Here is a 24,020-nt window from a genome sequence, read left to right as displayed (position 1 = left end):
GGAGATCCGCCCTTGAACGCCGCCCTGCTCTATCCCTTCATCCTGGTCGCCGGCGCCCTCCAGGCGCTGGGCAACTCCATGAACGCCCAGCTGCGGGGGCGGCTGGTGAACCCGTGGCTCGCGGCGACGGTGTCGTTCGCGCCGATCGTCTTCGTGTTCGCGACGCTGTTCTTCATCATGCCGACCCCGCTGCCGACCCTCGAGACCTTGGGCAAGATGCCCTGGTACGCGCCGCTCGGCGGCGTCGCCGGCGCGGTCGCGGTGTTCGGGGGCCTCGCCTTCATCGACAAGGTCGGCGCCGGGCCGTTCAACGGCCTCACGCTGACGGCCAACATCCTGGCCTCCCTCGCGATGGATTCGCTCGGCCTGTTCGGGCTTCAGGGCGGCGGCTTCAAGCCGCTGCCGTGGCTCGGCGGGCTGCTGATGGCGGTCGGCGTGGTGTTCATCGCCCGCACCACCGCCGACAAGGGCGGCGAAAAGGACGAGGGCCACGGCCTCAACCCGAAGCTGCTCTACCCGTTCATCGTCGTCGCCGGCATCCTGCAGGCGGTGGGCGTCGTCTGGAACTCGCAGCTGCGCGGCGCGCTCGTGAACCCCTGGCTCGCGGCCACCGTCTCGTTCCTGCCGGTGGTGTTCGTGTTCGCCCTGGTGTTCCTGGTGCGCCCGACCCCGCTGCCGAAGCGCGAGGACGTCGAGGGCGTGCGCTGGTGGATGCCGCTGGCCGGCATCACCGGTGCGGTGGCGGTGTTCGGCGGCCTGCTCTTCGTCGACACGGTCGGCGCCGGCGCCTTCAACGGCCTCCTGATCACCGCCAACCTGCTGACCTCGGTGGCGCTCGACCATTTCGGCTGGGTCGGCATGAAGCAGGTCAAGGCCGGCCCGTCACGGCTCGGCGGTGCCGCGCTGATGGTGGCCGGCATCCTGCTGATCTCGATCTTCTGACGATGCGGGCGCAGGCGGACGACGCGTCAACCGCCGGCGCCCTTACTCTGCTCTCCCTTGCTCTGCTCTCCCTTGCTCTGCTCTCCCTTGCCCTGCGCCACCGCCCCGGCGCGAATCGCGTCGAGCGTCTGGGTCGGCGTCAGGGCCTGCGGGTCGACGAGGCAGTGCAGCATCGCGGGCAGCCCGGAGGCGAGCGCCCGCTCGAAGGCCGGCGCGAACTCCTCCGTCCGCGCCACCCGCTCGCCGTGGCCGCCATAGGCGCGGGCGAGGGCGGCGAAGTCCGGGTTGCCCAGCCGCGTGCCGGAGACGCGGCCGGGATATGTGCGCTCCTGGTGCATGCGGATGGTGCCGTACATGCCGTTGTCGAGCACCACTACGAGGATCGGGATCGCGTACTGCACGGCGGTCGCGAATTCCTGGCCGGTCATCAGCACGTCGCCGTCGCCCGCGAGCGCGACCACGATGCGCTCGGGCCGGATGCGCTTGGCCATGATCGCGGCGGGCACGCCGTAGCCCATCGAGCCCGAGGTCGGCGCGAGCTGGGTGCGGAAACGCCGGAACCGGTAGTAGCGGTGGATCCAGGTGGCGAAGTTGCCGGCCCCGTTGCACAGGATCGCATCGGGCGGCAGCCGTTCGCGCAGCCACGTCACGGCCTCGCCGTACTGGAAGGCGCCAGGCGTCGGGGCCGGGCGCTCGGACCAGTCGCGGTAGCTCGCATGCGCCGCCGCCGCCCGGCCGTGTGGGTTCGAGACGGGTGGCGGCGACGCCCGCAGCGCCGCCAGGAGCGGGCCGGGCGCGGACTGGATCGCCAGCGTCGGCTGGTAGACGCGGCCGAGCTCGTTCGCATCCGGGTGGGCGTGGACCAGCGGCAGGCCGGGATCGGGAATGCCGAGCAGGCGATAGGATTGCGCCGGCATCTCCGACAGGCGGCCGCCGACCATCAGCAGCAGGTCGGCCTCGCGGATGCGCGCGACGAGGGCCGGGTTCGGGCCGATGCCGAGCTCGCCGGCGTAGTTCGGATGGTCGGCGGGAAACAGGTGGGCGCGTCGGAACGAGGTCGCCACCGGCAGGTCCTCGGCCGCGGCGAAGGCGACGAGGTCGTCCCGCGCCGCCTCGCTCCAGCGCGAGCCGCCGACGAGCACGACCGGCTTTTGCGCGCCATCGAGCATCCGGCGCAGCGCGAAAACGTCCTCCGGCCGGGGCGCGGGCTCCGCCGGCGCGACGGGCCTCGCGTCCGCGACGGCGACGGCGTCGTCGAGCATGTCCTCCGGCAGCGCCACCACCACCGGGCCGGGGCGCCCCTGCATCGCCACCCGGAAGGCGCGGGCGATGAGCTCTGGGATGCGCGCGGCGTCGTCGACCTCGACGACCCACTTGGCCACCGTGCCGAACATCGCGCGGTAGTCGATCTCCTGGAAGGCGTCGCGGTCGCGCATGCCGCGGGCGACCTGGCCGACGAACAGGATCATCGGGGTCGAATCCTGCTGCGCCACGTGGAGGCCCGCCGACGCGTTGGTGGCGCCGGGGCCGCGGGTGACGAAGCAGACGCCCGGCCGGCCGGTGAGCTTGCCCGCCGCCTCGGCCATCATCGCGGCCCCGCCCTCCTGCCGGCAGACCAGCACGTCGACGTCCGTGTCGTAGAGCGCGTCGAGGACGGCGAGGTAGCTCTCGCCGGGGACGCAGGTCAGCCAGTCGACGCCCTGCGCCAGGAGCTGGTCGACGAGCACGCGCGCGCCGGTTCGGGTTCGGACCATCGGCGGTTTCCTCGCGCGGACCGGATCGGCCGCGCTCGCCCGACGCAGTCTGGTTCGCCCGGCTCCGAAGGCAAGGCCGTACTGCCCGGCCGGATGGAGGCTCTTCCGTGGGGAGGCCGCCGCACAGTCGGTGGTTCAGTCCGCCTCGTCCTCGGAGGCGGACATCGCATCGCGGAAGCGCCGCAGCCGGGCGCCGGCCGTCTTCGGTTCGGTCGCGCGCGCCGCGCTGAACGGAAGGGGAGGGGCATCGCGCAGGCCCGGCTCCGGTTGCGCCTGCACTACCGGCGCGCCGATCGCGGCCATCAGGACGCGCAGCCCATCGATCCATTCCTCGGCGTCGGCGAGCGAGGCGAAGCCCTCGCGCCTATACGTCTTGTCGGGCGCGACGGTGGCGGCTGCGTCGAACAGACCGTCGTCCCGGTCGTGGATGCGATAGGAAACTCGGCGAGACATGATGAATAGATACCTCAACCTTCCCCGCGCGAGAAGGTTGCCCGTGATGAAATCGGGCCTGATCGGATCGGTTCCGACTTGAGACCCACCTGCGACAGCCATGCGCGGCCCGTGCCGCGCACCCGCCCTAAAGTCCCGCCCCGCCTCGATTGCCCGCCTTCACCATCCGGGCCACGATGAGGCCAGAGCAAAGGGGTTCGTTGCTAAAGCAACGTTCCGTCGGAGTCGGTCACGGTTAAGGGCCGTTCATCACCGGCTCAGAATTTAATATGCAATTACCTTAGACCGGCTCAAAAGAGCTTGACCGTGAGAACCTTGGGACGCTCCATCGGCATGACGCAAGCCATCTCCAACGGCCGGGACGAAACCTTCGACGCCGAGCTGGGCGCGGTCGACGTCGCGGCCGTCGTCCGCAACCATCTCGGCGGCGAGTTGCGCGCCTACTTCGCCCTGCCGGCGGGCGACGCCTTGCCGGAGCCGCTGCGCGCCCTGGTGCGCCGCTTCGAGGACGTGCTCGCGAGCCGCGGCGAGACGCCGACCACGGCGTTCCGCGACGACCTGATGGCCGTTCTCCCGGCGCTGCGCACCTTCGCGTTCTCGCTCGTCGGCGACATGAGCCGGACCGACGACCTGGTCCAGGAAACCTTGATGAAGGCCTGGATGAACCAGCACCGGTTCCAGGCGGGCTCGAACCTGGTGGCGTGGCTGTTCACGATCATGCGCAACCAGTTCTACACCGAGATCCGCAAGCGCAAGCGCGAGGTGGAGGATGCCGACGGCGTCCAGGCCGGCAAGCTGACCGCGGTGCCGGACCAGGAGGACGTCGTCACCCTCAAACGCCTCTACGCGGTCATGGAGACGCTTCCGGCGACGCAGCGCGAGGCGCTCCTCCTCGTCGGCGCCGAGGGCCTCACCTACGAGGAGGCCGCGGTGCGGCTGCAATGCCAGGTCGGCACGGTGAAGAGCCGGGTCAGCCGCGCCCGCGGGCAGCTCGCCGGCCTCCTCGGGCTCGAGAAGGAGCCGCCGCCGCGTCACGCGCCCTGAGGCGCGGCGCGGGAGCGCGGTCCGATGCCGCGTCGGCTGGCGCTGCCGGCGACGGGCGCCATCTCGGGTCTCTGCCGGGCGCACGGGCCCGGGCGGCCGAGGACCGGTCCGAAACCCCATGGCGACCTACTTCACGGCCGACACGCATTTCGGCGATGCCGACCTCGTCCGGCGCCGGCGCGGCGCCTTCGGCTCGGTCGAGGATCACGACGAGGCGCTGGTCGCCCGCTGGAACGCCCGCGTCGGCGTCGAGGACGAGGTCTGGCACCTCGGCGACTTCGCCGCCGAGGCCAGCCGAGACTATTGCGCGGCGATCTTCCGCCGGCTGAACGGCGTGAAGCGGCTGGTGCGCGGCAACCACGACACCAACCGCGTGCTCGACCTGCCCTGGGCGCAGCCGCCGGTGGACAGCGCCCGCATCAGCGTGGTCGACGCCGGCGGCACGTCGCGGAGGCTGTTCCTGTCGCACTATCCGCATCGCTCCTGGCCGGGCTTCTGGCGCGAGACCCGCCACCTCTACGGCCACACTCATGCCTGCCTGCCCGACACCAGCCGCTCCTGCGACGTGGGCGTGGACGCGCAAGACTATCGCCCGGTCGACCTCGCCGAGGTGCTCGCCCGGCTGGACGAAGCCGAGCAGGCGCCCGAGGAGATGGCGATCCGCGGCTTGCGCTGACTTGGCGCTGAGCCGGCGGCGTCAGTCCTCGGCCGGGACGAAGCGCAGCGTGCCCGCGCGCCGGGTCGGCGTCCCGGTGTCGCCGGTGTGCTTGATCCCGTCCATCACAGGCACCTCCGGGAAATCGAACGGGCTGACCCCGTCGAGGCAGGCGACGTTGACCGCGTACAGGTTTTGGTCGGACCGGCGCTGGTGATGGGTGTAGATCCCGCAGCGCGCGCAGAAGAAGTGTTGCGCCGTCCCGGTGTGGAAGCGGTAGCTCGTCAGCGCCGCCGCGCCCTGCAGGATCTCGACCCCGCCCGCCTCCGCCATCGCGACGACGGCGCCGCGCATCCGGCAGTTGGAGCAGGTGCAGCGGCGGATCGAACGGAAGCCGTCGCCCAGCGTCGCCGCGAAGCGCACCGCGCCGCAATGGCAGCCGCCGGTCCGGATGGTCGTGTCGTTCCTCATCTCGTCTCCTTCTGCAGGCTTGGTCTGCGCATGCCGGATCACCCGCGCCGGGCCCGGCGCCGAACGGGGCTTATCCGGGGCCACCCTCCCGCGGCGCGAGCCTTGGCGCGAGGGCGAGCATCAGCGGGACGACCGCCAACGCCGTGACCGCGGCAGCCATGGTCGCCCGGCCCGGGCCGAGCGCGTCGCCGAGCGGCCCGTAGAGCAGCGGCGTCGCCAGCGCGCTGCCGCCGAGGGTGCAGGTGTAGAAGATCGCGAAGGCGCGCTCGACCCGGCCGCCCGGCGCGAGCTCCGGCACCGTGCCGTAGAGGACGGAGGAGGTGCCGTTGAGCAGCAGGCCGAGCAGCGGCAGCACCGCGATGGCGGGCGCCAGCGGCAGGGCGACGACGGCGAGGATCGCCGCCGCCGTCCCCACCTCGGTGAGGATCACGCTGCGCGTCACCCCGAAGCGGGCCCCGAGGCGTCCGAACGCCGCCTTGCCCAGCGCTCCGCCGACGGCGACGAGTGCGAACCCGACGCCCACCGTCGCGAGCGCCGCCCCCTTCGCCTGGAGCAGGAACGGCAGGTAGACGAGGAAGGCCGGGCGCGCCGCGTTGTCGAGCATACCGATCGCCACGAGCAGCCCGAACCCGGACTTTTTCTGCGCGCTGCGAGAGGAATCCACCCGCGCGGTCGCCTGTGCCGCCCCCCGCGCCGCCTCGCGGGCGGCGGGCTCGCGCGGCAGCAGGACGGCGACCCCGAGGCCGACCATGGCGCCGAGGCCGGCGACGAGCCAGAGCACCGGGCGCCAGCCGGCATAGGCGAGGACGAACCCGACCAGGGGCGGCAGCGCCGCCTTCCCGAGGTCTCCGGCGACGTTGTAGGTGCCGAGCGGCCCGCGGGCGGCCTCGCCGTAGGCCCGGGCGATCACCGCCGAGGCGAGCGGATGCTGTGTGCTGCTGCCGGCGCCCGACAGCGCCAGCGCGAGGCACAGGACGACGAGGCAGCCCGAGGCGCCGGCGAGCGCGTAGCCCGCCGCGCCGACGAACGTGCCCAGCACCAGCACCGTACGCAGGCCGAGTCGGCGGGCGAGCGCGGCGGCCGGCATCTGCAACCCGGCCAGCGCGCCGACGTAGAGCGAGCGCAGCAGCGCCAGTGCGACGTAGCCGAGGCCGAACTCCGCCTGCCAGACCGGGAGGAGCACGTAGATCAGGTCGGCGTAGCGGTCGTGCAGCGCATGGTTGACCCCGACCACCGCGAGCGCGCGCCCGGCCTCCGCGCCGCCGGCGGGCGGGGCGGCGAGGCTTGAGTCGGCGAGGCTTGGAGGAGCAAGGCTTTCGGCGGGCGAGGTTCGGCTGTCGGCGTTCATGGCCGGCACGATGCCGGTCTCGCGGTCTCGCGACAAACGCCTTGTGCTGACGCACGTGTGAGGAAAGCTGGCACGCATGCACCGCCGGTTGCCGCCGCTGAATGCGTTGAAGGCCTTCGAAGCTGCCGGCCGGCACCAGAGCTTCACCCTGGCCGCGGCCGAGCTCTGCGTGACCCACGGTGCGGTGAGCCGGCACGTGCAGGCGCTCGATGCTTGGCTCGGGGCGCCGCTGTTCGAGCGCCACAACCGCCGCGTGGTGCTCACCGAGGCCGGGCGCGCCTACCTCGCCGAGATCGGTGCCGCCCTCGACCGCGTGGCCCTCGCCAGCGCTCGGCAGATCGGGCGCGGACAAACGCGGGTGTTGCACGTGAACGCGCTCGCGACCTTCACCCTGCGCTGGCTGATCCCGCGCCTCTCGGCCTTCCAGCGGGCCAACCCTGCGATCGAGGTGCGGCTCACGACCTCCAACGTGCCGCTCGCCCACCTCGCCGAACCGTTCGACGTCGCGATCCGCGGTGGCCCGGACGCGTATCCGGGGCACGTCGCGATCGCCTTCCTTCCCGAGGGGCGCATCCCGGTCTGCAGCCCAGGCCTGCTGCGACGTCTGCCGCTCCGGGCGCCGGCGGATCTGGCGCAGCATACGCTGCTGAATGCGGCGACGCTGCCCGAGGTCTGGCCGCACTGGCTGCAGGCCGCGGGCGTGCCGAACCTGCGCCCGCAGCGCTCGGTGACGCTGGAACATTTCTACTTGACGCTGCAGGCCGCCCTCGACGGCCTCGGCGTGGCCATGGGCCCGGAGCGGCCGATCGCCGACGATGTGGCCGCGGGGCGGCTGACGCTGCCGTTTTCCGGCCCGGCCCTGCCGGCGCGAAGCTACCACGCCTACGTGCCGGAGGCCCGGGCCGAAGACCCGGCGGTGCGCGCCTTCTGCGACTGGCTCCCCACCGCCGCCTGAGCGGTTGCCAGCGGCACGCCGTGTCGGGCATGGCGGGCGGCGACGAGACGGCTTTCAGAGCGTTTTCAAGCGAGGTGGATGCCGGCTCGCGTGAAGAAAACGCGACCACACAGCAGGTCGGTGCATTTTCCGTGATCCGGGGATCACGGAAAATGCTCTCGGGCCAAGCGACGGGATGACGATGGCGATCAATCAGGAAGCGGTCGAGCGGCTCGCGGAGGCCTCCGCCCTGCGGGTGCTGGTCCAGACGGTCGCCGTGCTGGTGTTCGAGCAGAGCGGCCTGCCGCCGGACCGGGTGCGCGCGCTCGGGAAAAGCCTCAGCGCCGAGATGTCGGACATCGAGATTCCCGGCGCCGGAGTTCCCGACCTCGACGCCATCCGCCAGGCCAACGCGCGAGCGGTGGTGGCCGCCTTCGAGAGCGTCGCCGAAGCGATGCGGGACGGCGATGCGGCGACGCCCGGCGCCTGACGGCTTCGGGAGACGCGCCTGCACGGTCGTCGGCATCACGCAGAATTGTCTAGCGTCCGCGTGGGAGCCTGCCGCCCCGCGTCGTCGCGCGATCACGGGTCCTGTCCCCGCACGTGCCTCTGCGGCGGCGCCCCGCGCAATCGACATCGTGATCATGCCGGGGACTATAAGAATTGCGCGCAAGCGATGCCAGAGTGTCGCGGACCCAAGGGTTTCTAAGAAAATAAACCAGATTTAACGTCTCTCGACGTATCGTCCTCCCAAGCCGATCGTCAGCCCGCCGCCACCCCTCTTCAAGGGTCCCGCGCGTCGTGGCGTCGATGTTCCATCGAGGGAGCGACATGCTGAGTCTTCTGAATCGCCGGACTTCGGTCACCTCGGATTTGCTGCACAAGTCGCAGGCCGTGATCGAATTCGACGGCAGCGGCAAGATCATCACCGCCAACGCCAACTTCCTCGCGACGATGGGCTACGCCCTCGACGAGATCCAAGGTCGGCACCACAGCCTGTTCCTCGAGCCGTCCGAGCGGACGAGCGAGGCGTATCGTCTGTTCTGGGAGGGCCTGTCGAAGGGCAAGGCGGATTCCGCCGCCTTCCGGCGCATCGCCAAGGGCGGTCGTGAAGTCTGGCTCCAGGCCTCGTACAATCCCGTGCTCGACCGGGACGGCAAGACCGTCAAAGTCGTGAAGTTCGCCACCGACATCACAGCCTACAAGCTCGCGGCGCTGGACATGGAAGGCCAGATCGCCGCCCTGCACCGCTCGCAGGCCGTGATTGACTTCGAACCCGACGGCACGATCCTCACCGCCAACCCCAACTTCCTCGACGCGGTCGGCTACCGGCTCGACGAGGTGCAGGGCCGGCACCACCGCATGTTCGTCACCGAGGCCGAACGCGTCGGTCCGGCCTACCAGGCGTTCTGGGCGGCGCTCGCGCGCGGCGAATTCCAGTCGGCCGAGTACCTCCGGATCGGCAAGGGCGGCCGCGAGGTCTGGATCCAGGCGACCTACAATCCCGTCACCGATGCGGAGGGCCGCACGACCAAGATCGTCAAGTTCGCCACCGACATCACCGAACAGGTGCACGAGCGCCAGCGCCGGGCCGAGGCGCAGCGGGCGATCGGCACCGACCTCGACGCGATCGGGACGGCGACGGAGGACGTCACGCGCCAGACGACCGACGCCGCCGCCACGGTGGGGCGCGTCTCCGGCGACATCCAGGCCGTCGCCTCCGGTGCGGAGGAGCTCTCGGCCTCGGTCGGCGAGATCAGCCAGCAGGTCAGCCACGCGGCCCGGATCGCCGGACAGGCCGTCGAGGAGACCGAGCGCACGGGCCTGATCGTCGCCGGCCTGAGCAGCCAGGCGGCACAGATCGGCGATGTCGTCGCGCTCATCCAGGGCATCGCGGCGCAGACCAACCTGCTCGCGCTGAACGCCACCATCGAGGCCGCGCGTGCGGGCGCGGCGGGCAAGGGCTTCGCCGTCGTCGCGGCCGAGGTGAAGGCGCTGGCCGAGCAGACCGGCAAGGCGACGGACCAGATCCGCACGCAGATCGCCGCGACGCAGAACGCGACCCGCGACGCCGTTGACGCGATCGCCTCGATCAAGACCACGATCCAGACGCTCAGCGACGTGTCGAGCGCGAGCGCGATCGCGGCCGCGGTGGAGGAGCAATCCGCGGTCACGCAGGAGATCTCGGGTAGCATGCAGAGTGCGTCGTACGGCGTCACGGCGATCGCCTCGGGCATGGACCTGATCGCCCAGGCGAGCGAGCGGGTGGACGACGCGACCCGTCAGGTCCGCTCGGCCGCCCGCGCCTTCGGCTGAGGCCCGGCGGCTGCGGCGTGAGCCGCGTTCGCGACCTGCGCCCGCCTTTCGAGACCCGAACGACCACGATCTCCCCGGTGGACCGCCGTCATGGCCGAATTGCTCCTGATCAGCGACGACACGCACCGAACGGCGCGGCTGGCACGGGACCTCCCGAACGTCGAGCGGTCGACGGTCTTCGACCTCTACGACGACGCCTCCTGCCCGGCGGCCGCGGAACTCATCGTCAGCGACGTCAAGGCGCTGACCTCGGAGGCGCTGTCGCGCCTGCGCACGCTGCTCGAGCGCGTCCGCGGCCAGGACGTGCCCTACGTCTGCCTGTTCCACGACAACGGTGCGCGGACCCGCGCCTACGCCGAGCTGCTCGGCGCCTCCAGCCTGCTCAGCGCCGCCTCCGGCCCGGCCGCCCTCGGCAGCGCCCTGGCGGAGCTGCGGAACCGGATCGATCCGATGTCCGACGCGATGCGGCGCCACGGCGAGCGGGCCGAGCGGTTCCTGTGCACCACCTTCGTCCCGGGACGGCCGCTCTCGCCGGTCGAGATCGCGGCGGGAACGACGCTCATCGAGACCGCCCTGCAGGAGGGCGGCATCCGCTCCTGGGTGCGGGCGGTGCGACGCTTCGACGACGCCACGCACCGGCATTGCCTGCTGGTCGCCGGGCTCGCGGCCGCGTTCGGCGGCGTCCTGATGCTCGGCGCCGCCGACCGCCATCACCTCGTGAAGGCAGCCCTGTTGCACGATGTCGGCAAGATCGCGATCGACGCCGCCATCCTGAACAAGCCGGGCAAGCTCGACGCCGTAGAGATGGCCGAGATGCGCACCCACCCCGCGCACGGGCACGCCATGCTGGTCGGCCGCGGGTTCGACGAGAGCCTGCTCGCCGTCGCGCACTCGCACCACGAGATGCTCGACGGCTCGGGCTATCCGGACAAGCTGGTCGGGAGCCAGATCTCGGACTTGGTTCGCCTCGTCACGATCTGCGACATCTTCGGGGCGCTCACCGAGCACCGCCCCTACCGTGCGCGGATGGAGAGCATGCCGGCTTACGACATCCTCGTCGGAATGGCCGGGCGGCTCGACGGCGACCTCGTCCGCGCGTTCAAGCCCGTCGCCGACGCGTTCTGAGGCGCACGCGGACGGTCGGCCGCGCGGGCGTTACGAACGCGGGCGGACGTGGAGGAAGCTGCGCTCGCCGGTCGCGGCCTCCGTCACGTGCTGGATCGCATCGAGAAGGTCCGCCATGCGCTTGGGCGCCTGCGCGGACATCAGCCGCGCCGCGTCCACCCGGCGGGCGTCGGTCCGCCCGGCGGCGATCTGCGCCTGGCTCAGGGCATCGAAGTCGCGGCTCGGGCGTCGCTTCATGGCGGTGTCTCTCCTCGGGACAGCGTGGACGCGGCATGGTTGATGAAGCGTTAACGCGCCGCATCGGGCTGGATGCCGGGAGGCGCCCGCCGACGCCCGCAGGCCGCGTCGCCCGCCCGTGAAACCCGTAAAACTTTCGTTTTTGCGGTCATCATGCTATAAGACATGATCAATGCGGCGGGCGCGCAAGGAACAGATGCCCCGCCCCCAATCATCGCCGACGCGACCGACGGCCGAACGCGTATCTGTCGGATCCGCGTGGCGTCATCGTCTTGCCGCCACCGCCGTTCATCAATCTGGCACCGCGTCAGACGCCTCGTTGCGGTTTCGTCTTCCGATGTCGCTGCCGTCGTGCCCGGCGGTCGCCTTCCGATCTACAGAAAGGTCCCGAATGCTGAAGCTCACCCCGATCGTTCTCGTCGGCCTCCTCTCCGGCGCGACCGTGTCGCCGGTAGCCGCCGGAGAACCGGGTGCCTTCAACGGGACCTGGGCCGTCGATCTCGTGACCGAGAGCGGCCTGTGCGACGCGCGCTACACCACCGCCATCGCGATCCGCGACGGGCAGGTGCGCACGGCGTCCGCGAAGGAGTCCGGCGCGCGGGTCACCGGCCAGGTCGGACCGGACGGCACGGTGGGGCTCAACGTCTCGAACGGGGCCGCGAGCGGCGCGGCCTCGGGCCGGCTTCAGGCGGCCGGCGGGGCTGGGACCTGGAAGGTGTCGGCGTTGTGCTCCGGCCGCTGGACGGCGCGGCGCAACACGACGCACACCGCCCAGGCCGAGTAGAACGGTCCCGCCCGCGGCAAGACCGTCTGCGTCCGTCACGCGGCGGGACCGTCTGCGTCCGTCACGCGGCGGCGAGCCAGGTGCGGGCCTCGTCGAGGCGGGCGCGCTCGAACACCTTGATCTGGGCCGGGGAGACGAAGCCGAAGGTCTCGGCGACGACCTTGAGCCATTGCGCGTCGGTGACGAGCGCCACGTGGCTGACGCCCTTCATCATCGACAGGCCGAAGCGCGGGTCCTTGAAGAAGGCGGCCGGCTCCATGCCCTCGAAGGCGCGGATGTCCTCCAGCAGCTTGAGCTTGCCGCCCTTGTCGAGGTCGGCCTTCATCGCGGTCATGACCGCGTTCATCTCGTCGTCGGTTATCTTCCCGTCGACCACGATCTCGGCGACGCTGGACTCGGGCTTCTTGGTGTAGCTCAGCACGATGCGCGCTCCTGACAGGCCTGCCGCCGACCGAGTATCTCGCGGCACCGCACACTCCTACAGAACGCGTCCCGGATCGCCTACAAAAAGCTCTGCGGGTCGACGTCGACGGCAACGCGGACGTTGCCGCGCACCTTCGGCCCGCGCCCCAGCCAGTCGCGCAGGTAGCTCTGCAGGTCGACGTTGCGCTCGGTCTTGACCAGAAGGCGGAACCGGTAACGCCCGCGCACCAGCGCCAGAGGCGCCTCGGCCGGCCCGAGCACCATCACCCCGTCCGGCGGCTCGGCGGCGCGCGCCAGCGCCTGCCCGTGGGCCTCGGCCGTCGCCCGGTCGTTGGCCGAGACGATCAACGCCGCCAGCCGCCCGAACGGCGGCAGGCCGGCCGCCTCGCGGGCGGCGATCTCCTCCTCGTAGAAGCGCTCGGAATCACCCGACAGGAGCGCCGCGATCACCGGATGCTCGGGCTGGTAGGTTTGCACCATGGCGCGGCCCGGCCGCTCGCCGCGGCCCGCCCGGCCGGTGACCTGCTGCAGCAGCTGGAAGGTGCGCTCGGCCGCCCGCGGATCGCCCGAGGTCAGCCCGATGTCGGCGTCGAGCACGCCGACGAGGGTCAGGTGCGGGAAGTTGTGGCCCTTGGCCACGAGCTGCGTGCCGACGACGATGTCGCATTCGCCGGCCGCGACCAGTTCCAATTCCTGCCGCAGCCGCTCGGCGCCGCCGGGAAAGTCGCTCGACAGCACGATGATGCGCTTATCCGGAAACAGCTCGGCCGCCTCCTCCGCGATGCGCTCGACGCCGGGGCCGCAGGGGGTGAGGTTGTCGAAGGTGCCGCATTCCGTGCACGCCTCGGGCCGGCGCTCGCTGTAGCCGCACTGGTGGCAGACGAGCGCCTTGCGGAAGCGGTGCTCCACCAGCCAGGTCGAGCAGTTCTTGCACTGATAGCGGTGGCCGCAGGCGCGGCACAGCGTCAGCGGCGCATAACCACGGCGGTTGAGGAACAGCAGCGCCTGCTCGCCGGCAGCGAGGTTGGCCTTCACCGCGTTGACCAGCGGCGGCGAGAGGAAGCGCCCGCGCTCCGGCTTGTCGAGGCGCATGTCGATCGCCTGGATGTCGGGCAGGCGCCGCCCGCCGAAGCGCTCGGGCAGCCGCACGCGGCGGTAGCGCCCGCGTTCGACGTTCACCCGCGTCTCGATCGAGGGCGTCGCCGAGGCCAGCACCACCGGGCAGCCCTCGAGCTTGCCCCGCACCACCGCCATGTCGCGGGCGTGATAGTGGACGCCGTCCTCCTGCTTGTAGGCGCTCTCGTGTTCCTCATCGACCACGATCAGGCCGAGCTTTCGGAACGGCAGGAACAGGGCCGAGCGGGCGCCGACCACCACCCGCACCTCGCCGTTAGCGACCCCTGCGCGCAGCCGCTCGCGCCGCCGTCCGCCGATGCCCGAGTGCCAGGCCGCCGGGCGGACGCCGAAGCGGGCGGCGAACCGGTCGAGGAACTGCGCCGTCAGCGCGATCTCGGGCATCAGGATCAGGGCCTGCCCGCCTGAGCGGACGCACTCGGCGACCGCCTCGAAGTAGACCTCGGTCTTGCCCGAGCCGGTGACGCCTTCCAGCAGGACCGCGCCGCCAGCCGCCTCCGCCGCGGCGGGCGCCCCGACCAGTTCCGCGACCGCCGCGGCCTGCGCCTCCGACAGCGGCACCCGCGGAAACTCCGGATCGGGGGGGAGGGCGACGGGCTCGGGCGCGAGCGCAACCGCCTCCAGTGCGCCGTCGTCGACGAGCCCGTCGACCACCGAAAGCGAGACCTCGGCCGCTTTCGCCAGCGCGCCCTTGCCCCGGACCTCGCCGTCGGCGGCGACCGCCAGCACCTTGTCCCGCGCCTTGGTCGGGCGGGCCGGCGCCTTGCCGGTGGTTCGGACCCCGACGCGCACGACCTCCGCCGCCGCGGCCTCGTCGGGCAGGCGCAGCACCATGGCCAGCGCAGAGCCCTTCGGCGCGAGGGTGTAACGCGCGATCCAGTCCACCAGCTTGCGCACCGGCTCGGAGAGCGGCGCCACGCCGAGCGGCCCGGTGACCGGGCGCAGGTTCGAGCCGCCGGCCGTCTCAGCCACGCCCCAGACCACGCCGACCGTCTCACGCGGGCCCAGCGGCACCTGCACCACGTCGCCGACGGAAAGCGTCAGGTGCGCCGGCACCGCGTAGCTGTAGGCGGTGTCGATCGCGAGGGGGATCAGGATCTCGGCGACGTGCGGCATGGGCGTAGGGCGTCGGTTTCGGAGAATGGCTGCATGTTCCGGTTTTGTACCATAAAACGTACCATCACGCAGAGGTCGTGCGCGCGGGCTCGGCGCGCAAGCGCAGGGCGAGCGGCACGGCCGCTAGGCTGAGCCCAGCCATCGCCCAGAAGGCCCGGCCGTGGAAGGCCGAAAACAGCGGGCCGGAGGCCAGCGTCGCCGCCGCGCCCGCGAGCCCGAGCCCGACGGTGCCGTAGAGCGTCAACGCCGTGGCGCGGGCCGTCGGCGGCACCGCCCGCTCGATCAGGCCGAGGCAGGCGAGGTGCAGTAGCGCGAAGCTCAGGCCGTGCAGGGACTGGATCGCGACGAGCCAGGGCAGCGCGACGGTCTCGGCCTGCACCGCCCAGCGCACGGCCCCGGCGACCGCGGCGACGGCGAGGCCGGCGGCCGGCCCGATCCGCGCCAGCAGCGGCGGCCCGGCGATCAGGAACGCGAACACCTCCGCCGCCACGGCTTCCGCCCAAAGCAGGCCGGCGGCGCCTGCCCCGATCCCGGCGCCGCGCCACAGGATCATCGCGAAGGCGTCGTGCATCGCGTGCGCGCCGACCACCAGGGCCGCGACCAGCACCGTGCGGCGGAAGGCGGCGAGGCGCAGCAGGCCGGCAAAGCCGATCCCAGCCTCCGAGGCTTGCGCGCGCGCGCCGCCCGACGCCCGCCCGGCGAGCGCCGCCGCGCCGGCCCCCACGAACAACACCGCTCCGGCGACGAGGCCGGCCGCGAGCCCGAACCCCTGCACCAGCCAGCCGGCGGCGCCGACCCCGACGATGAAGGCGGCCGAGCCCGCCCCGCGCACCCAGCCGTAGGGAAACGCCGCCCCGCCCCGCGCGGCGGCGAGCGCCAGCACGTCGGCCAGCGGCGCCAGCGGGGCGGTAGCCGCCGCGTAGGCGATGCCGACCGCCAGCAGCGGCCAGAACCCGCTTGCCGCGAGATGCGCGAGGGCCGCGAGTCCGGTGAGGCCGCAGGCGGCGGCGAGGATCGGACGAGTCGCCGCGTGCCGGTCGGCGGAGCGCCCGGCCATCGGTCCCGCCACCAGCCGCACCAGAGTCGCGGCCGCGAGCAGGACCGCGATCCGCTCCGGCGAGAGCCCCCCTGCGGCGAGCACGTTGGGCAAGATCGGCGAGATGCAGCCGTAGGCGCCGTAGAGGGCGGCGTAGAGCGCGAGGCAGCCGACGAGCCCGTCCCGCTTCATCCGTGTCCCCCGGCGCGCCCCCGTTCGGGCGGCAGCGTAGCATCGCGCAGGGCCGGCTGGCGCCGCAAACCCTGCGGCTCGGCGCATGATGGGGCCGGACGCGGCGAACCGGCACCGCTCTCGCCAGTTGTCGCTGCTTCAGGGCCTCGACGGGCCCGCCAACCGGAGCTCGACATGGACATCGCCCCCGATACGGTCACCGAGATCATCCTGCGCCTGCGCGCGGTCGAGGTGAAGGAGGGCGCGACCGATCCGGATGCCGGCTCCAACGCCATCGACGACGGCGCCACCGACGTGCTCACCTCCGGCACCGACGACGCCACCGAATCCGAGCTGCGCGGCATGATCGCCGGCCTCAACGACGACGAGCGCGCCGACCTGCTGGCGCTGCTCTATGTCGGCCGCGGCGACATGGAGCCCGAAGAGTGGGCCGAGGCGGTCCGCTTCGCCCGCGAGCGCGAAGGCGCCGGCGACGGCGCGGTGAAGACGCTTCTCGGCACGCCCGACGCCGGCGACCTCCTGGAGGAGGGCATGGACGCGCTCGGCATCACGCCGGACCTGCCGCAGGGCTGAGGCGGGCGGAGATCTCCCTTCCCCCCTTTGCGGGCGAGAGTGGCCCACGAAGTGGGTCGGGAGAGGGGTGCACGTTATCCGGATAGGGTGCATCCCTCTCCCGCCCCTCGCTGACGCGAGGCCCACCCTCCCCCGCAGAGTGGGGAGGGAAGAGGCGGCCACCTTCCACCGGACGACCCACCGATTGGCGACCGGCCCTATTCCTCGCCGTCGTGCAGGGCGTAGAAGCCCTGCGCCGAAACCGCGCCTTCGGAGTCTCCGCCCGCGTCGAGCAGCATCCGCTCGCGGGCGCGCAGCTTCTCGGTCTCGCTCTTGAGCTGGCCGCAGGCGGCGAGGATGTCGCGGCCGCGTGGGGTGCGGACCGGCGAGGCGTAGCCGGCGTCGAACACGATCTCGGAGAAGCGCTCGATCCGCTCCCAGTCCGAGCACTCGTACTTGCTGCCGGGCCAGGGGTTGAACGGGATCAGGTTGATCTTGGCAGGGATCCCCTTGAGCAGCCGCACCAGCTCGCGCGCGTCGCCGTCGGTGTCGTTGACGCCCTTCAGCATCACGTATTCGAAGGTGATGCGCCGGGCGTTGGTGAGGCCCGGATACTCGCGGCAGGCGCGCATCAGCTCGGCGATCGGGTATTTGCGGTTCAGGGGCACCAGCTCGTCGCGAAGCTCGTCGCGCACGGCGTGCAGCGAGATCGCCAGCATCGCGTGCGCCTCCTCGCCGAGCCGCCGGATCTGCGGCACGACGCCGGAGGTCGAGACCGTGATGCGACGGCGCGAGAGCGCAAGCCCCTCGGGGTCCGACATCGTCGCCACCGCGTCGACGACGTTCTCCAGGTTGTAGAGCGGTTCGCCCATCCCCATGAACACGATGTTCGTGACGAGCCGTCCGACCTCGCCGCCGCCCGAGGCGTCGCGGGAGGGGATCAGGCCGGGCCAGTCGCCGAGCGCGTCGCGGGCGACGACGAGCTGGGCGGTGATCTCGGCGGCCGACAGGTTGCGCACGAGGCGCTGCGTGCCCGTGTGACAGAACGAGCAGGTCAGCGTGCAGCCGACCTGCGACGAGACGCAGAGCGTGCCGCGATCCGGCCCCGGAATGTAGACGCACTCGATCTCGGCGCCGCGGTTGTGGTCGTGCCGCCCCGTCGGCGCCATGCGCAGCAGCCACTTGCGGGTGCCGTCGCGCGAGACCTGCTGGCTGACGACCTCCGGCCGGTCGAGGGTGTAGGCCTCGGCGAGCTGCGCCCGCAGCGCTTTGCCGACGTTGGTCATCTGGTCGAAGTCCTGCGCGCCGCGGACGTTCAACCAATTCCAGAGCTGGCCCGAGCGCATCCGGCTCTCGCGCTCGGTGACGCCGATCGCGAGCAGGCGCTCCTTCAGAGCGGCCCGCGGCAGGCCGACGAGCGAGCTGCGCTGACCCGGCACGGCCGTCGGCGTCGGCTCGGGCCGGAACTCGGGAGCCTTCTCGATGTCGGAGAAATCGCTGCCCGTGCGCCGGGCGGTGTCGAACGACGCCGTCGCCATGTTCTTGCAAAGACCTTGGAAATGAGAGGCCGGATCATACCCGATCGGCCCCGCGAACGCGAATGCGTGCCCAGCATGCCCGGATCCTGTGATCAAGGCAGCGCGAAAGACGCCGCGGGGGACCGATGTGCGACCGCGCACGCGGGCACCGCTGGCCATGCGCCCGGTGCCTTGCGGCGGGCGTCCTCCCCGCCACCTATGCGTCGCACGAGGTGCGACGCTCCGCACCCGCCGCAGACAGAACAAGGGAATGCCATGCCTTCACTGCTCGATCCGATCCGCGTCGGCGCCATCGACGCGAAGAACCGCATCTGGATGGCGCCGCTGACCCGCGGCCGGTCCACCCGCGAGCACGTTCCGACCCCGCTGATGGTCGAGTACTACGCCCAGCGCGCGACCGCCGGCGTGATCATCACCGAGGCGACCGGCATCAGCCAGGAAGGCCTCGGCTGGCCCTTCGCACCGGGGATCTGGAACGACGCGCAGGTCGAAGCCTGGAAGCCGGTGGTGAAGGCGGTGCACGATCGCGGCGGGCGCATCGTCTGCCAGATCTGGCACATGGGCCGGCTCGTCCACCCGGACTTCCTCGACGGCGCCCCGCCGATCTCGGCTTCCGCCACCACCGCGCCCGACGCCGCCCACACCTACCAGGGCAAGAAGCCCTACGCCGAGGCGCGCGCGCTGCCGGCCGAGGAGATCCCGCGGCTGCTCGAGGATTACCGGCGCGCCACCCGCAACGCGATGGCCGCCGGCTTCGACGGCGTGCAGATCCACGCGGCCAACGGCTACCTGATCGACGAATTCCTCCGCGACGGCACCAACCACCGCACCGACGCCTACGGCGGCTCGATCGAGAACCGCGTGCGCCTCCTGCGCGAGGTCACCGAGGCGGTCGCCGAGATCGCGGGCAAGGACCGCACCGGCGTGCGCCTGTCGCCCAACGGCGAGATCCAGGGCACCAACGATGCGAACCCCGAGCCGCTGTTCGTGGCCGCCGCCAAGGCGCTCTCCGACGTCGGCATCGCCTTCCTCGAGATGCGCGAACCCGGCCCGAACGGCACCTTCGGCAAGGCCGACCACCCGCCGATCGCTCCGGCGATGAAGCGGGTCTTCGCCGGCACGATGATCCTCAACGCCGACTACGACGGCCGCAGCGGACAGGCGGCGCTCGATGCCGGCGCAGCCGACGCGATCGCCTACGGCCGGACGTTCATCGCCAACCCGGACCTGCCGGCCCGCATCGCCGCCGACGCCCCGCTCCAGAAGGACGAGGCCGCGACCTGGTACAGCCAGGGCCCAGAGGGCTACGTCGACTATCCGACTCTCCACGCCGCGAAGGCCGCCTGAGGCTATCGTTCGCGGTTCGCATCGTATCATTTGTTACTTTGCGAACCGCAGCCCTATCGATCATCGATCTATTGCAGCGAAGGTCCTTCGAATTCGCCGGTTCGTCTGCCGGTGAATCTAGGCGTGGCCGTTCCGTGTCCCTATCTGTAACTGCGGAATCCGGGAGCGGCCGATTACAATTGCGAACCAGACGCGTGCGACGGAGCGGGAACGGTGGAACGAGGCCGAGCGCTTGGCGGAGCTTCGCGCGCTGCGGATCCTCGATACTGAGCCGGACCCGGCCTACGACGACCTCGCGCGCATCGCGGCCCTGGTCTGCGCCGTCCCCGTCTCACTGATCGGCTTCGTCGACGCCCACCGGCAATGGTTCAAGGCCGAGATCGGCTACGGCGAGCGCGAGACCGGGATCGACCGATCGGTCTGCGTCCACGCGCTTCATGCCGACGACGTGCAGGCCGACGGCCTCTTCGTCATCACAGACCTGACCGCCGATCCGCGCACCCGTGACAACCCCGCGATCCAGGCCGAGGACGGGTTCCGCTTCTACGCCGCCGCGGTGATCCGCAGCCGCTCGGGCGTCCCAATCGGGACGATGTGCGTGCTCGACCGCACCGTTCGTCCCGGCGGGCTGACGAAGGCGCAGGGCGAGACCCTGGGCGCGCTCGCCCGCCAGGTCTCGACCCTGGTCGAACATCGCCGGACCCTCGCCGACGTCGACGCTCGCGAGACCGAACTCGCCGCGAGCGAGCGCCGCTTCCGGGTGATGACCTCGGCCATGCCGCAGATGGTCTGGACGACGCTGCCCGACGGCTTCCACGACTTCTACAACGATCGCTGGTACGAGTTCACCGGCGTGCCCTACGGCTCGACCGACGGCGCCGGCTGGACCGACATGTTCCACCCCGACGACCAGCCGGAGGCGTGGCGCCGCTGGCGCGACAGCCTCGCGACGGGCGAGCCCTACGAGGTCGAGTACCGCCTGCGCCACCACAGCGGTGCCTATCGCTGGACGCTCGGGCGCGCGATGCCGATCCGCGGCGCCGACGGGCGGATCGAGCGCTGGTTCGGGACCTGCACCGACATCCACGAGCTGAAGCAGGCCGTCGCCGACGCGCGCAAGCTCGCGGCCGTCGTCGAGACCTCGAAGGACTTCATCGGCCTGGCCGGCGAGGACGGCCGGATCGCGCACCTGAACGAGGCCGCGTTGCGGCTCGTCGGGCTGCTCGACCTCGCAGCGGCGCGGCGGACCGCGATTGCCGACTACTTCACGCCGGAAAGCCGCGAAGCCTTCGAAGGAACGGTGGTGCCGGCCCTCGCGCGCGACGGTTGGTGGGAGGGCGAGCTCGCCTTCCGGCACTTCGCCACCGGCGAGGCCATCGCCGTCCTGTTCACGGTGTTCGCCGTGCGGGATGCGGCCGGCCACCATGCCGGCTACGGCACGGTCACCCGCGACCTGCGCGAGCGCAAGCGCGCCGAGGAGGCGCGCGACCTGCTGATCAAGGAGCTGTCGCACCGGATCAAGAACATCTTCGCCGTAGTCGGCGGCATCGCCGCGCTCAGCGCCCGCAGCGATCCGGGCGCGCGGTCCTTCGCGAAGGTGTTCCGCGAGCGCCTCGGGGCGCTGGCCCAGGCCCACGAATACGTCCGCCCGCATTCCACCGAGAGCGCGCGGCGCGACGGTGGCCAGACCGTCCTCGGGCTGATGCGCCTGATCCTGTCGGCCTATGCCGAGGAGGGGCGCTGCCGCGTCGCCGTCGACGGCGACGACGCTGTGGTCGGCGAGCGCACGGCGACGGCGCTCGCGCTGATCATGCACGAGCAGGCGACCAACGCGGTCAAGTACGGCGCGCTCTCCAACGAGGCCGGGACCGTGACGCTCACCGGGCTGCAGACCGCGTCGCGCTACTGCCTGACCTGGGCGGAGCAGGGCGGTCCGCCCATCGCCGCCGCGCCATCGCGAAAAGGGTTCGGCACGGAACTCGCCGAGCGCAGCGTCGCGGGTCAGCTCGACGGCAGCCTCGAGCACGATTGGGCCCCCGGCGGCCTGGTGTTGCGCCTCGACGTGCCCGCGGAGAATCTGCGGTTCTGACGCGCGTGGCCCCAGGCGGCGGATACCGCCTCGTCGTCCTCGATTTCGATGGGACGCTCGCCGACACCTTCCCGTGGTTCTGCGGCGTGCTCGGCTCGGTGGCCGACCGCTACCGCTTTCGCCGGATCGCCGCGCACGAGGTCGACGAACTCCGCACACTTCCTGCGCGCGCGATCATGGCGCGGCTCGGCGTGCCGCGCTGGAAGCTGCCGCTGATCGCCCGCCACATGCACGGGCTCGCCGCGCGCGACGCCGCCGAGCTGCACCTGTTCCCGGGGATCGCGGAGGCGCTGGCGGGGCTGTCGGAGTCGGGGGTGGCGACGGCCGTGCTCAGCTCGAATACCGAGGCGAACGTCCGCCGCGTGCTCGGGACTGAGGTCGCCGGGCGGATCGACCGCTACGCCTGCGGCGCGTCGGTGTTCGGCAAGGCGCGGCGCCTGAGGGGCCTTTTGCGCCGGATGGGAATCGAGCCGGCCGGAGTGCTCTGCATCGGCGACGAGCTTCGCGATCTCGACGCCGCGCGGGCCGTGGGCTGCGCCTTCTGGGCGGTCGCGTGGGGCTACACCGACCCAGCGGCGCTGGCGGCGGCCGGCCCGGATCGCCTGCTCTCTGAGCCCGCGCAGCTCTTGGAGGCCGTCCTGCCCGCGCGGGGCTGATGAGCGATCAAGCGCTCCGTTCTTCCCTCCCCACAGAGGGGGGAGGGGGATACCGTCGGGCGTTTGCCCGACGCCTCACATGCCGCGCTGGGCGCCCGGGACCACGCTGGCGCCGTTGCCGGAGCCGAAGGGCTCGTACTTGGTCAGGCCCTTGAACAGCTGGCTGAGGAAGGCGCGGTCGGCGCCGCTGGTCGGCGTGGTGCGCTCGATGAAGTCGAACACCTTGCCGTCCTGCAGGCCGTACAGGGCCACGCGCTCGACCTTGAAGCCAGGGGTGAAGTACACCGCCGTGACCTTCTGGTCCTCGACCTGCTCGCCGAGGAACAGGACCGTGCGCGAGGTGTTCTGGGAGATATAGTACCAGGACTTGTTGCCGACGGTGGAGACCGTGGACGGCGTGCCGAGCGTCTGCAGCACCTGCTCCGGGCTCATGCCGGGCTTCACGGTCGCGAGCGCGGCCTGGTCGATCTGGTAGCCGTGGCGGAGTTCCTCGCCGATGCAGCCGGACAGGCCGAGGCCCAGCAGGCCGACGAGGCCGAGACGCGCGAGGGACGGAACGAGACGGCGCGACATCGGCCACCTTATGTTGCTGATGGGACGGGACGCCGCTAGGCACGCCGGAGCGCGACACCAGGGGCGGTCTGAGAGTGCTTGCACCTTGACCGTGGGTTGCCGTACCGCGGGGTTATGGCTTTGACAAGGCAAGCTCGGCCACAGGCCACAGCGCAGCGGAAGCGCGCCGGATCGTTCCGACGGGCCCCGTCCGGGGGTCGACCCATGGGGCCGAGGCGCACCGCATGATCGCCCGATTCTTTCGCCGCAACGACGCGCGGCGGCGGTCCATCGAGACCCTGCACATGCGCATCAACGCCGCCTCGCGGCAGCCCGGCCTCTATACCGGGCTCGGCGTGCCCGACGGCGTGGAGGGCCGCTTCGAGTCGCTGATCCTCCATGTCATCCTGGTGCTGCGCCGGCTGAACCGCCTGCCGGCGCCGGCGGCGGACGTGGCGCAGGACCTCGTCAACTCGGTCTTCCTCCAGCTCGACGCGTCGTTGCGCGAGCTCGGTGTCGGCGATTTCGGCGTGCCCAAGCGCATGAAGAAGCTCGGCGCCGCCTTCTACGGGCGGGCCGCCAACTACGATGCGGCGCTCGACGCGGGCGACGCCGACGCGCTCGCCACGGCGCTGTCTCGAAACGTGCTCGGCGGCGACGACGCGGGGGCGGCCTCGGGGCTGGCCGCCTACGTCCTCGCCGCCGACCGCGATTTGGCCGAGGCCGACCTCGACGCATTGCTCGGCGCCGGGCCGCCCTTTCCGCCCGCGGACGCCACCCCGACATCCAACCCGGAACACCGATGAGCGCGAGCGAGACCCCCCTGTCCCGATGGGTGAGCGTGGCGCGGCTGCCGCCGGGCCGCGGCGCCGTCACCGTCGAGGCGACGCCGGCGGAGTGCGCGGCCCTCGCCGCCGACTTCAAGATCCAGGCGATCCGCGACCTCGTCGGACGCTTCGCCGTCGCCGGGCCGACGAGCCGCCTCGTCGTCACCGGCACGGTCGAAGGCACCGTCACGTTGGTCTGCACGGTGAGCCTGGAGCCGTTCGAGACGAAGGTGTCGGAGCCGGTCGAGGTGGCGTTCACCGACACCGACCGCCTCGCCGGCACCGATGCCGAGGATGCCGACATCCCCGACCCGATCGTCGGCGGCCGGATCGACTTCGGTTTGCTGACCGCCGAGTTCCTGGCGCTCGGCATCGATCCCTACCCGCGCAAGCCCGGCGTGGTGTTCGAGGAGGTCCAGCTCGGCGAGGACGCCAAGCCCTTCGACGTCCTGCGCACCCTGCGCCTCGAGGAGCCCTGAGCGCCGCCCGGCGCGA

The 24,020-nt window shown here is 71.7% G+C and carries 24 protein-coding genes; 14 read left to right on the top strand and 10 right to left on the bottom strand.

Annotated features, from left to right (window positions below; translation table 11 throughout):
* Positions 1-12 precede the first annotated feature (12 nt).
* Positions 13-942 carry a DMT family transporter gene (locus tag MFF13_RS03990; protein WP_147752215.1) on the top strand — a complete coding sequence of 310 codons (930 nt, stop codon included), beginning with the start codon at positions 13-15 and terminating at the stop codon, positions 940-942.
* Positions 943-968: 26 nt separating this feature from the next.
* On the opposite strand, the gene MFF13_RS03985 is transcribed toward MFF13_RS03990, so the two are convergent.
* Both MFF13_RS03985 and MFF13_RS03980 read right to left on the bottom strand, forming a co-directional pair.
* Positions 969-2,696, bottom strand: coding sequence for a thiamine pyrophosphate-binding protein (locus tag MFF13_RS03985; protein WP_238270948.1), 1,728 nt, complete (start codon positions 2,694-2,696; stop codon positions 969-971).
* Between the two features lie 135 nt (positions 2,697-2,831).
* The gene (locus tag MFF13_RS03980) at positions 2,832-3,251 is read right to left on the bottom strand and encodes a hypothetical protein (RefSeq protein WP_238270947.1); all 420 of its coding nucleotides are present in this window, start codon (positions 3,249-3,251) and stop codon (positions 2,832-2,834) included.
* Between the two features lie 231 nt (positions 3,252-3,482).
* Here MFF13_RS03980 and MFF13_RS03975 point away from each other — a divergent pair, with 231 nt between their 5' ends.
* Positions 3,483-4,193: a sigma-70 family RNA polymerase sigma factor gene (locus MFF13_RS03975; protein WP_147828324.1), complete on the top strand. Its 711-nt coding sequence runs from the start codon at positions 3,483-3,485 to the stop codon at positions 4,191-4,193.
* A gap of 118 nt (positions 4,194-4,311) precedes the next feature.
* On the top strand, positions 4,312-4,869 hold the full coding sequence (locus MFF13_RS03970; protein ID WP_147828325.1) for a metallophosphoesterase: 558 nt from the start codon (positions 4,312-4,314) through the stop codon (positions 4,867-4,869).
* A gap of 21 nt (positions 4,870-4,890) precedes the next feature.
* Here MFF13_RS03970 and MFF13_RS03965 read toward each other — a convergent pair whose 3' ends face one another.
* Both MFF13_RS03965 and MFF13_RS03960 read right to left on the bottom strand, forming a co-directional pair.
* Complete coding sequence (locus tag MFF13_RS03965) at positions 4,891-5,319, bottom strand: GFA family protein (RefSeq protein WP_147828326.1); 429 nt, start codon at positions 5,317-5,319, stop codon at positions 4,891-4,893.
* A 70-nt stretch (positions 5,320-5,389) separates the two neighbouring features.
* The gene (locus tag MFF13_RS03960; protein WP_238270945.1) at positions 5,390-6,703 is read right to left on the bottom strand and encodes an MFS transporter; all 1,314 of its coding nucleotides are present in this window, start codon (positions 6,701-6,703) and stop codon (positions 5,390-5,392) included.
* A gap of 40 nt (positions 6,704-6,743) precedes the next feature.
* Between MFF13_RS03960 and gcvA the strand changes: the two genes are divergently transcribed.
* From gcvA to MFF13_RS03940, 4 genes are all read left to right on the top strand, one after another.
* Positions 6,744-7,622, top strand: a complete 879-nt coding sequence (gcvA, locus tag MFF13_RS03955; protein ID WP_238270943.1) for a transcriptional regulator GcvA — start codon at positions 6,744-6,746, stop codon at positions 7,620-7,622.
* Positions 7,623-7,803: 181 nt separating this feature from the next.
* Entirely contained in the window at positions 7,804-8,091 is a 288-nt protein-coding gene (locus MFF13_RS03950) for a hypothetical protein (RefSeq protein WP_147828328.1), read from the top strand.
* A 341-nt stretch (positions 8,092-8,432) separates the two neighbouring features.
* Positions 8,433-9,917, top strand: a complete 1,485-nt coding sequence (locus tag MFF13_RS03945; protein WP_238270941.1) for a methyl-accepting chemotaxis protein — start codon at positions 8,433-8,435, stop codon at positions 9,915-9,917.
* A 90-nt stretch (positions 9,918-10,007) separates the two neighbouring features.
* Positions 10,008-11,042, top strand: a complete 1,035-nt coding sequence (locus MFF13_RS03940; RefSeq protein ID WP_147828329.1) for an HD-GYP domain-containing protein — start codon at positions 10,008-10,010, stop codon at positions 11,040-11,042.
* 30 nt (positions 11,043-11,072) lie between these two features.
* Here MFF13_RS03940 and MFF13_RS03935 read toward each other — a convergent pair whose 3' ends face one another.
* Positions 11,073-11,279 carry a hypothetical protein gene (locus tag MFF13_RS03935; protein ID WP_147754171.1) on the bottom strand — a complete coding sequence of 69 codons (207 nt, stop codon included), beginning with the start codon at positions 11,277-11,279 and terminating at the stop codon, positions 11,073-11,075.
* Between the two features lie 391 nt (positions 11,280-11,670).
* On the opposite strand from MFF13_RS03935, the gene MFF13_RS03930 reads away from it, so the two are divergent.
* Positions 11,671-12,063 carry a hypothetical protein gene (locus MFF13_RS03930; RefSeq protein WP_147815133.1) on the top strand — a complete coding sequence of 131 codons (393 nt, stop codon included), beginning with the start codon at positions 11,671-11,673 and terminating at the stop codon, positions 12,061-12,063.
* Between the two features lie 61 nt (positions 12,064-12,124).
* Here MFF13_RS03930 and MFF13_RS03925 read toward each other — a convergent pair whose 3' ends face one another.
* The 3 genes from MFF13_RS03925 to MFF13_RS03915 form a co-directional block, all read right to left on the bottom strand.
* A complete protein-coding gene (locus MFF13_RS03925) occupies positions 12,125-12,484 on the bottom strand; it encodes a SpoIIAA family protein (protein WP_147754169.1) in 360 nt (119 codons plus the stop codon).
* Between the two features lie 80 nt (positions 12,485-12,564).
* Positions 12,565-14,736, bottom strand: a complete 2,172-nt coding sequence (locus tag MFF13_RS03920; RefSeq protein ID WP_147828330.1) for a primosomal protein N' — start codon at positions 14,734-14,736, stop codon at positions 12,565-12,567.
* Between the two features lie 64 nt (positions 14,737-14,800).
* The gene (locus tag MFF13_RS03915; RefSeq protein ID WP_238270939.1) at positions 14,801-15,964 is read right to left on the bottom strand and encodes an MFS transporter; all 1,164 of its coding nucleotides are present in this window, start codon (positions 15,962-15,964) and stop codon (positions 14,801-14,803) included.
* A gap of 174 nt (positions 15,965-16,138) precedes the next feature.
* Here MFF13_RS03915 and MFF13_RS03910 point away from each other — a divergent pair, with 174 nt between their 5' ends.
* Positions 16,139-16,537, top strand: coding sequence for a DUF3775 domain-containing protein (locus tag MFF13_RS03910; RefSeq protein WP_147828332.1), 399 nt, complete (start codon positions 16,139-16,141; stop codon positions 16,535-16,537).
* Between the two features lie 197 nt (positions 16,538-16,734).
* On the opposite strand, the gene rlmN is transcribed toward MFF13_RS03910, so the two are convergent.
* Positions 16,735-18,054: a dual-specificity RNA methyltransferase RlmN gene (gene rlmN, locus MFF13_RS03905; protein ID WP_147761779.1), complete on the bottom strand. Its 1,320-nt coding sequence runs from the start codon at positions 18,052-18,054 to the stop codon at positions 16,735-16,737.
* A gap of 255 nt (positions 18,055-18,309) precedes the next feature.
* Here rlmN and MFF13_RS03900 point away from each other — a divergent pair, with 255 nt between their 5' ends.
* The 3 genes from MFF13_RS03900 to MFF13_RS03890 all read left to right on the top strand — a co-directional run bounded on the left by MFF13_RS03900 (position 18,310) and on the right by MFF13_RS03890 (position 22,146).
* The gene (locus MFF13_RS03900; protein WP_147761778.1) at positions 18,310-19,401 is read left to right on the top strand and encodes an alkene reductase; all 1,092 of its coding nucleotides are present in this window, start codon (positions 18,310-18,312) and stop codon (positions 19,399-19,401) included.
* Between the two features lie 232 nt (positions 19,402-19,633).
* A complete protein-coding gene (locus tag MFF13_RS03895; protein ID WP_238270936.1) occupies positions 19,634-21,490 on the top strand; it encodes a PAS domain S-box protein in 1,857 nt (618 codons plus the stop codon).
* A 5-nt stretch (positions 21,491-21,495) separates the two neighbouring features.
* Positions 21,496-22,146, top strand: a complete 651-nt coding sequence (locus tag MFF13_RS03890; RefSeq protein WP_238270934.1) for an HAD hydrolase-like protein — start codon at positions 21,496-21,498, stop codon at positions 22,144-22,146.
* Between the two features lie 75 nt (positions 22,147-22,221).
* On the opposite strand, the gene MFF13_RS03885 is transcribed toward MFF13_RS03890, so the two are convergent.
* A complete protein-coding gene (locus tag MFF13_RS03885; RefSeq protein WP_147753187.1) occupies positions 22,222-22,719 on the bottom strand; it encodes an outer membrane protein assembly factor BamE in 498 nt (165 codons plus the stop codon).
* A gap of 224 nt (positions 22,720-22,943) precedes the next feature.
* Here MFF13_RS03885 and MFF13_RS03880 point away from each other — a divergent pair, with 224 nt between their 5' ends.
* Positions 22,944-23,504 carry a ubiquinol-cytochrome C chaperone family protein gene (locus MFF13_RS03880; RefSeq protein WP_147828334.1) on the top strand — a complete coding sequence of 187 codons (561 nt, stop codon included), beginning with the start codon at positions 22,944-22,946 and terminating at the stop codon, positions 23,502-23,504.
* Positions 23,501-24,004, top strand: a complete 504-nt coding sequence (locus MFF13_RS03875) for a YceD family protein (protein ID WP_147828335.1) — start codon at positions 23,501-23,503, stop codon at positions 24,002-24,004. The genes MFF13_RS03880 and MFF13_RS03875 overlap by 4 nt, the downstream gene beginning before the upstream one ends.
* Positions 24,005-24,020 lie beyond the last annotated feature (16 nt).

Origin of the sequence: Methylobacterium cerastii (genome assembly GCF_022179125.1) — a bacterium.
In the GTDB taxonomy this organism is placed as follows: domain Bacteria; phylum Pseudomonadota; class Alphaproteobacteria; order Rhizobiales; family Beijerinckiaceae; genus Methylobacterium; species Methylobacterium cerastii.
Note: the sequence above shows the minus strand (reverse complement) of the source record. Positions and strands in the feature narration are given on the sequence as shown.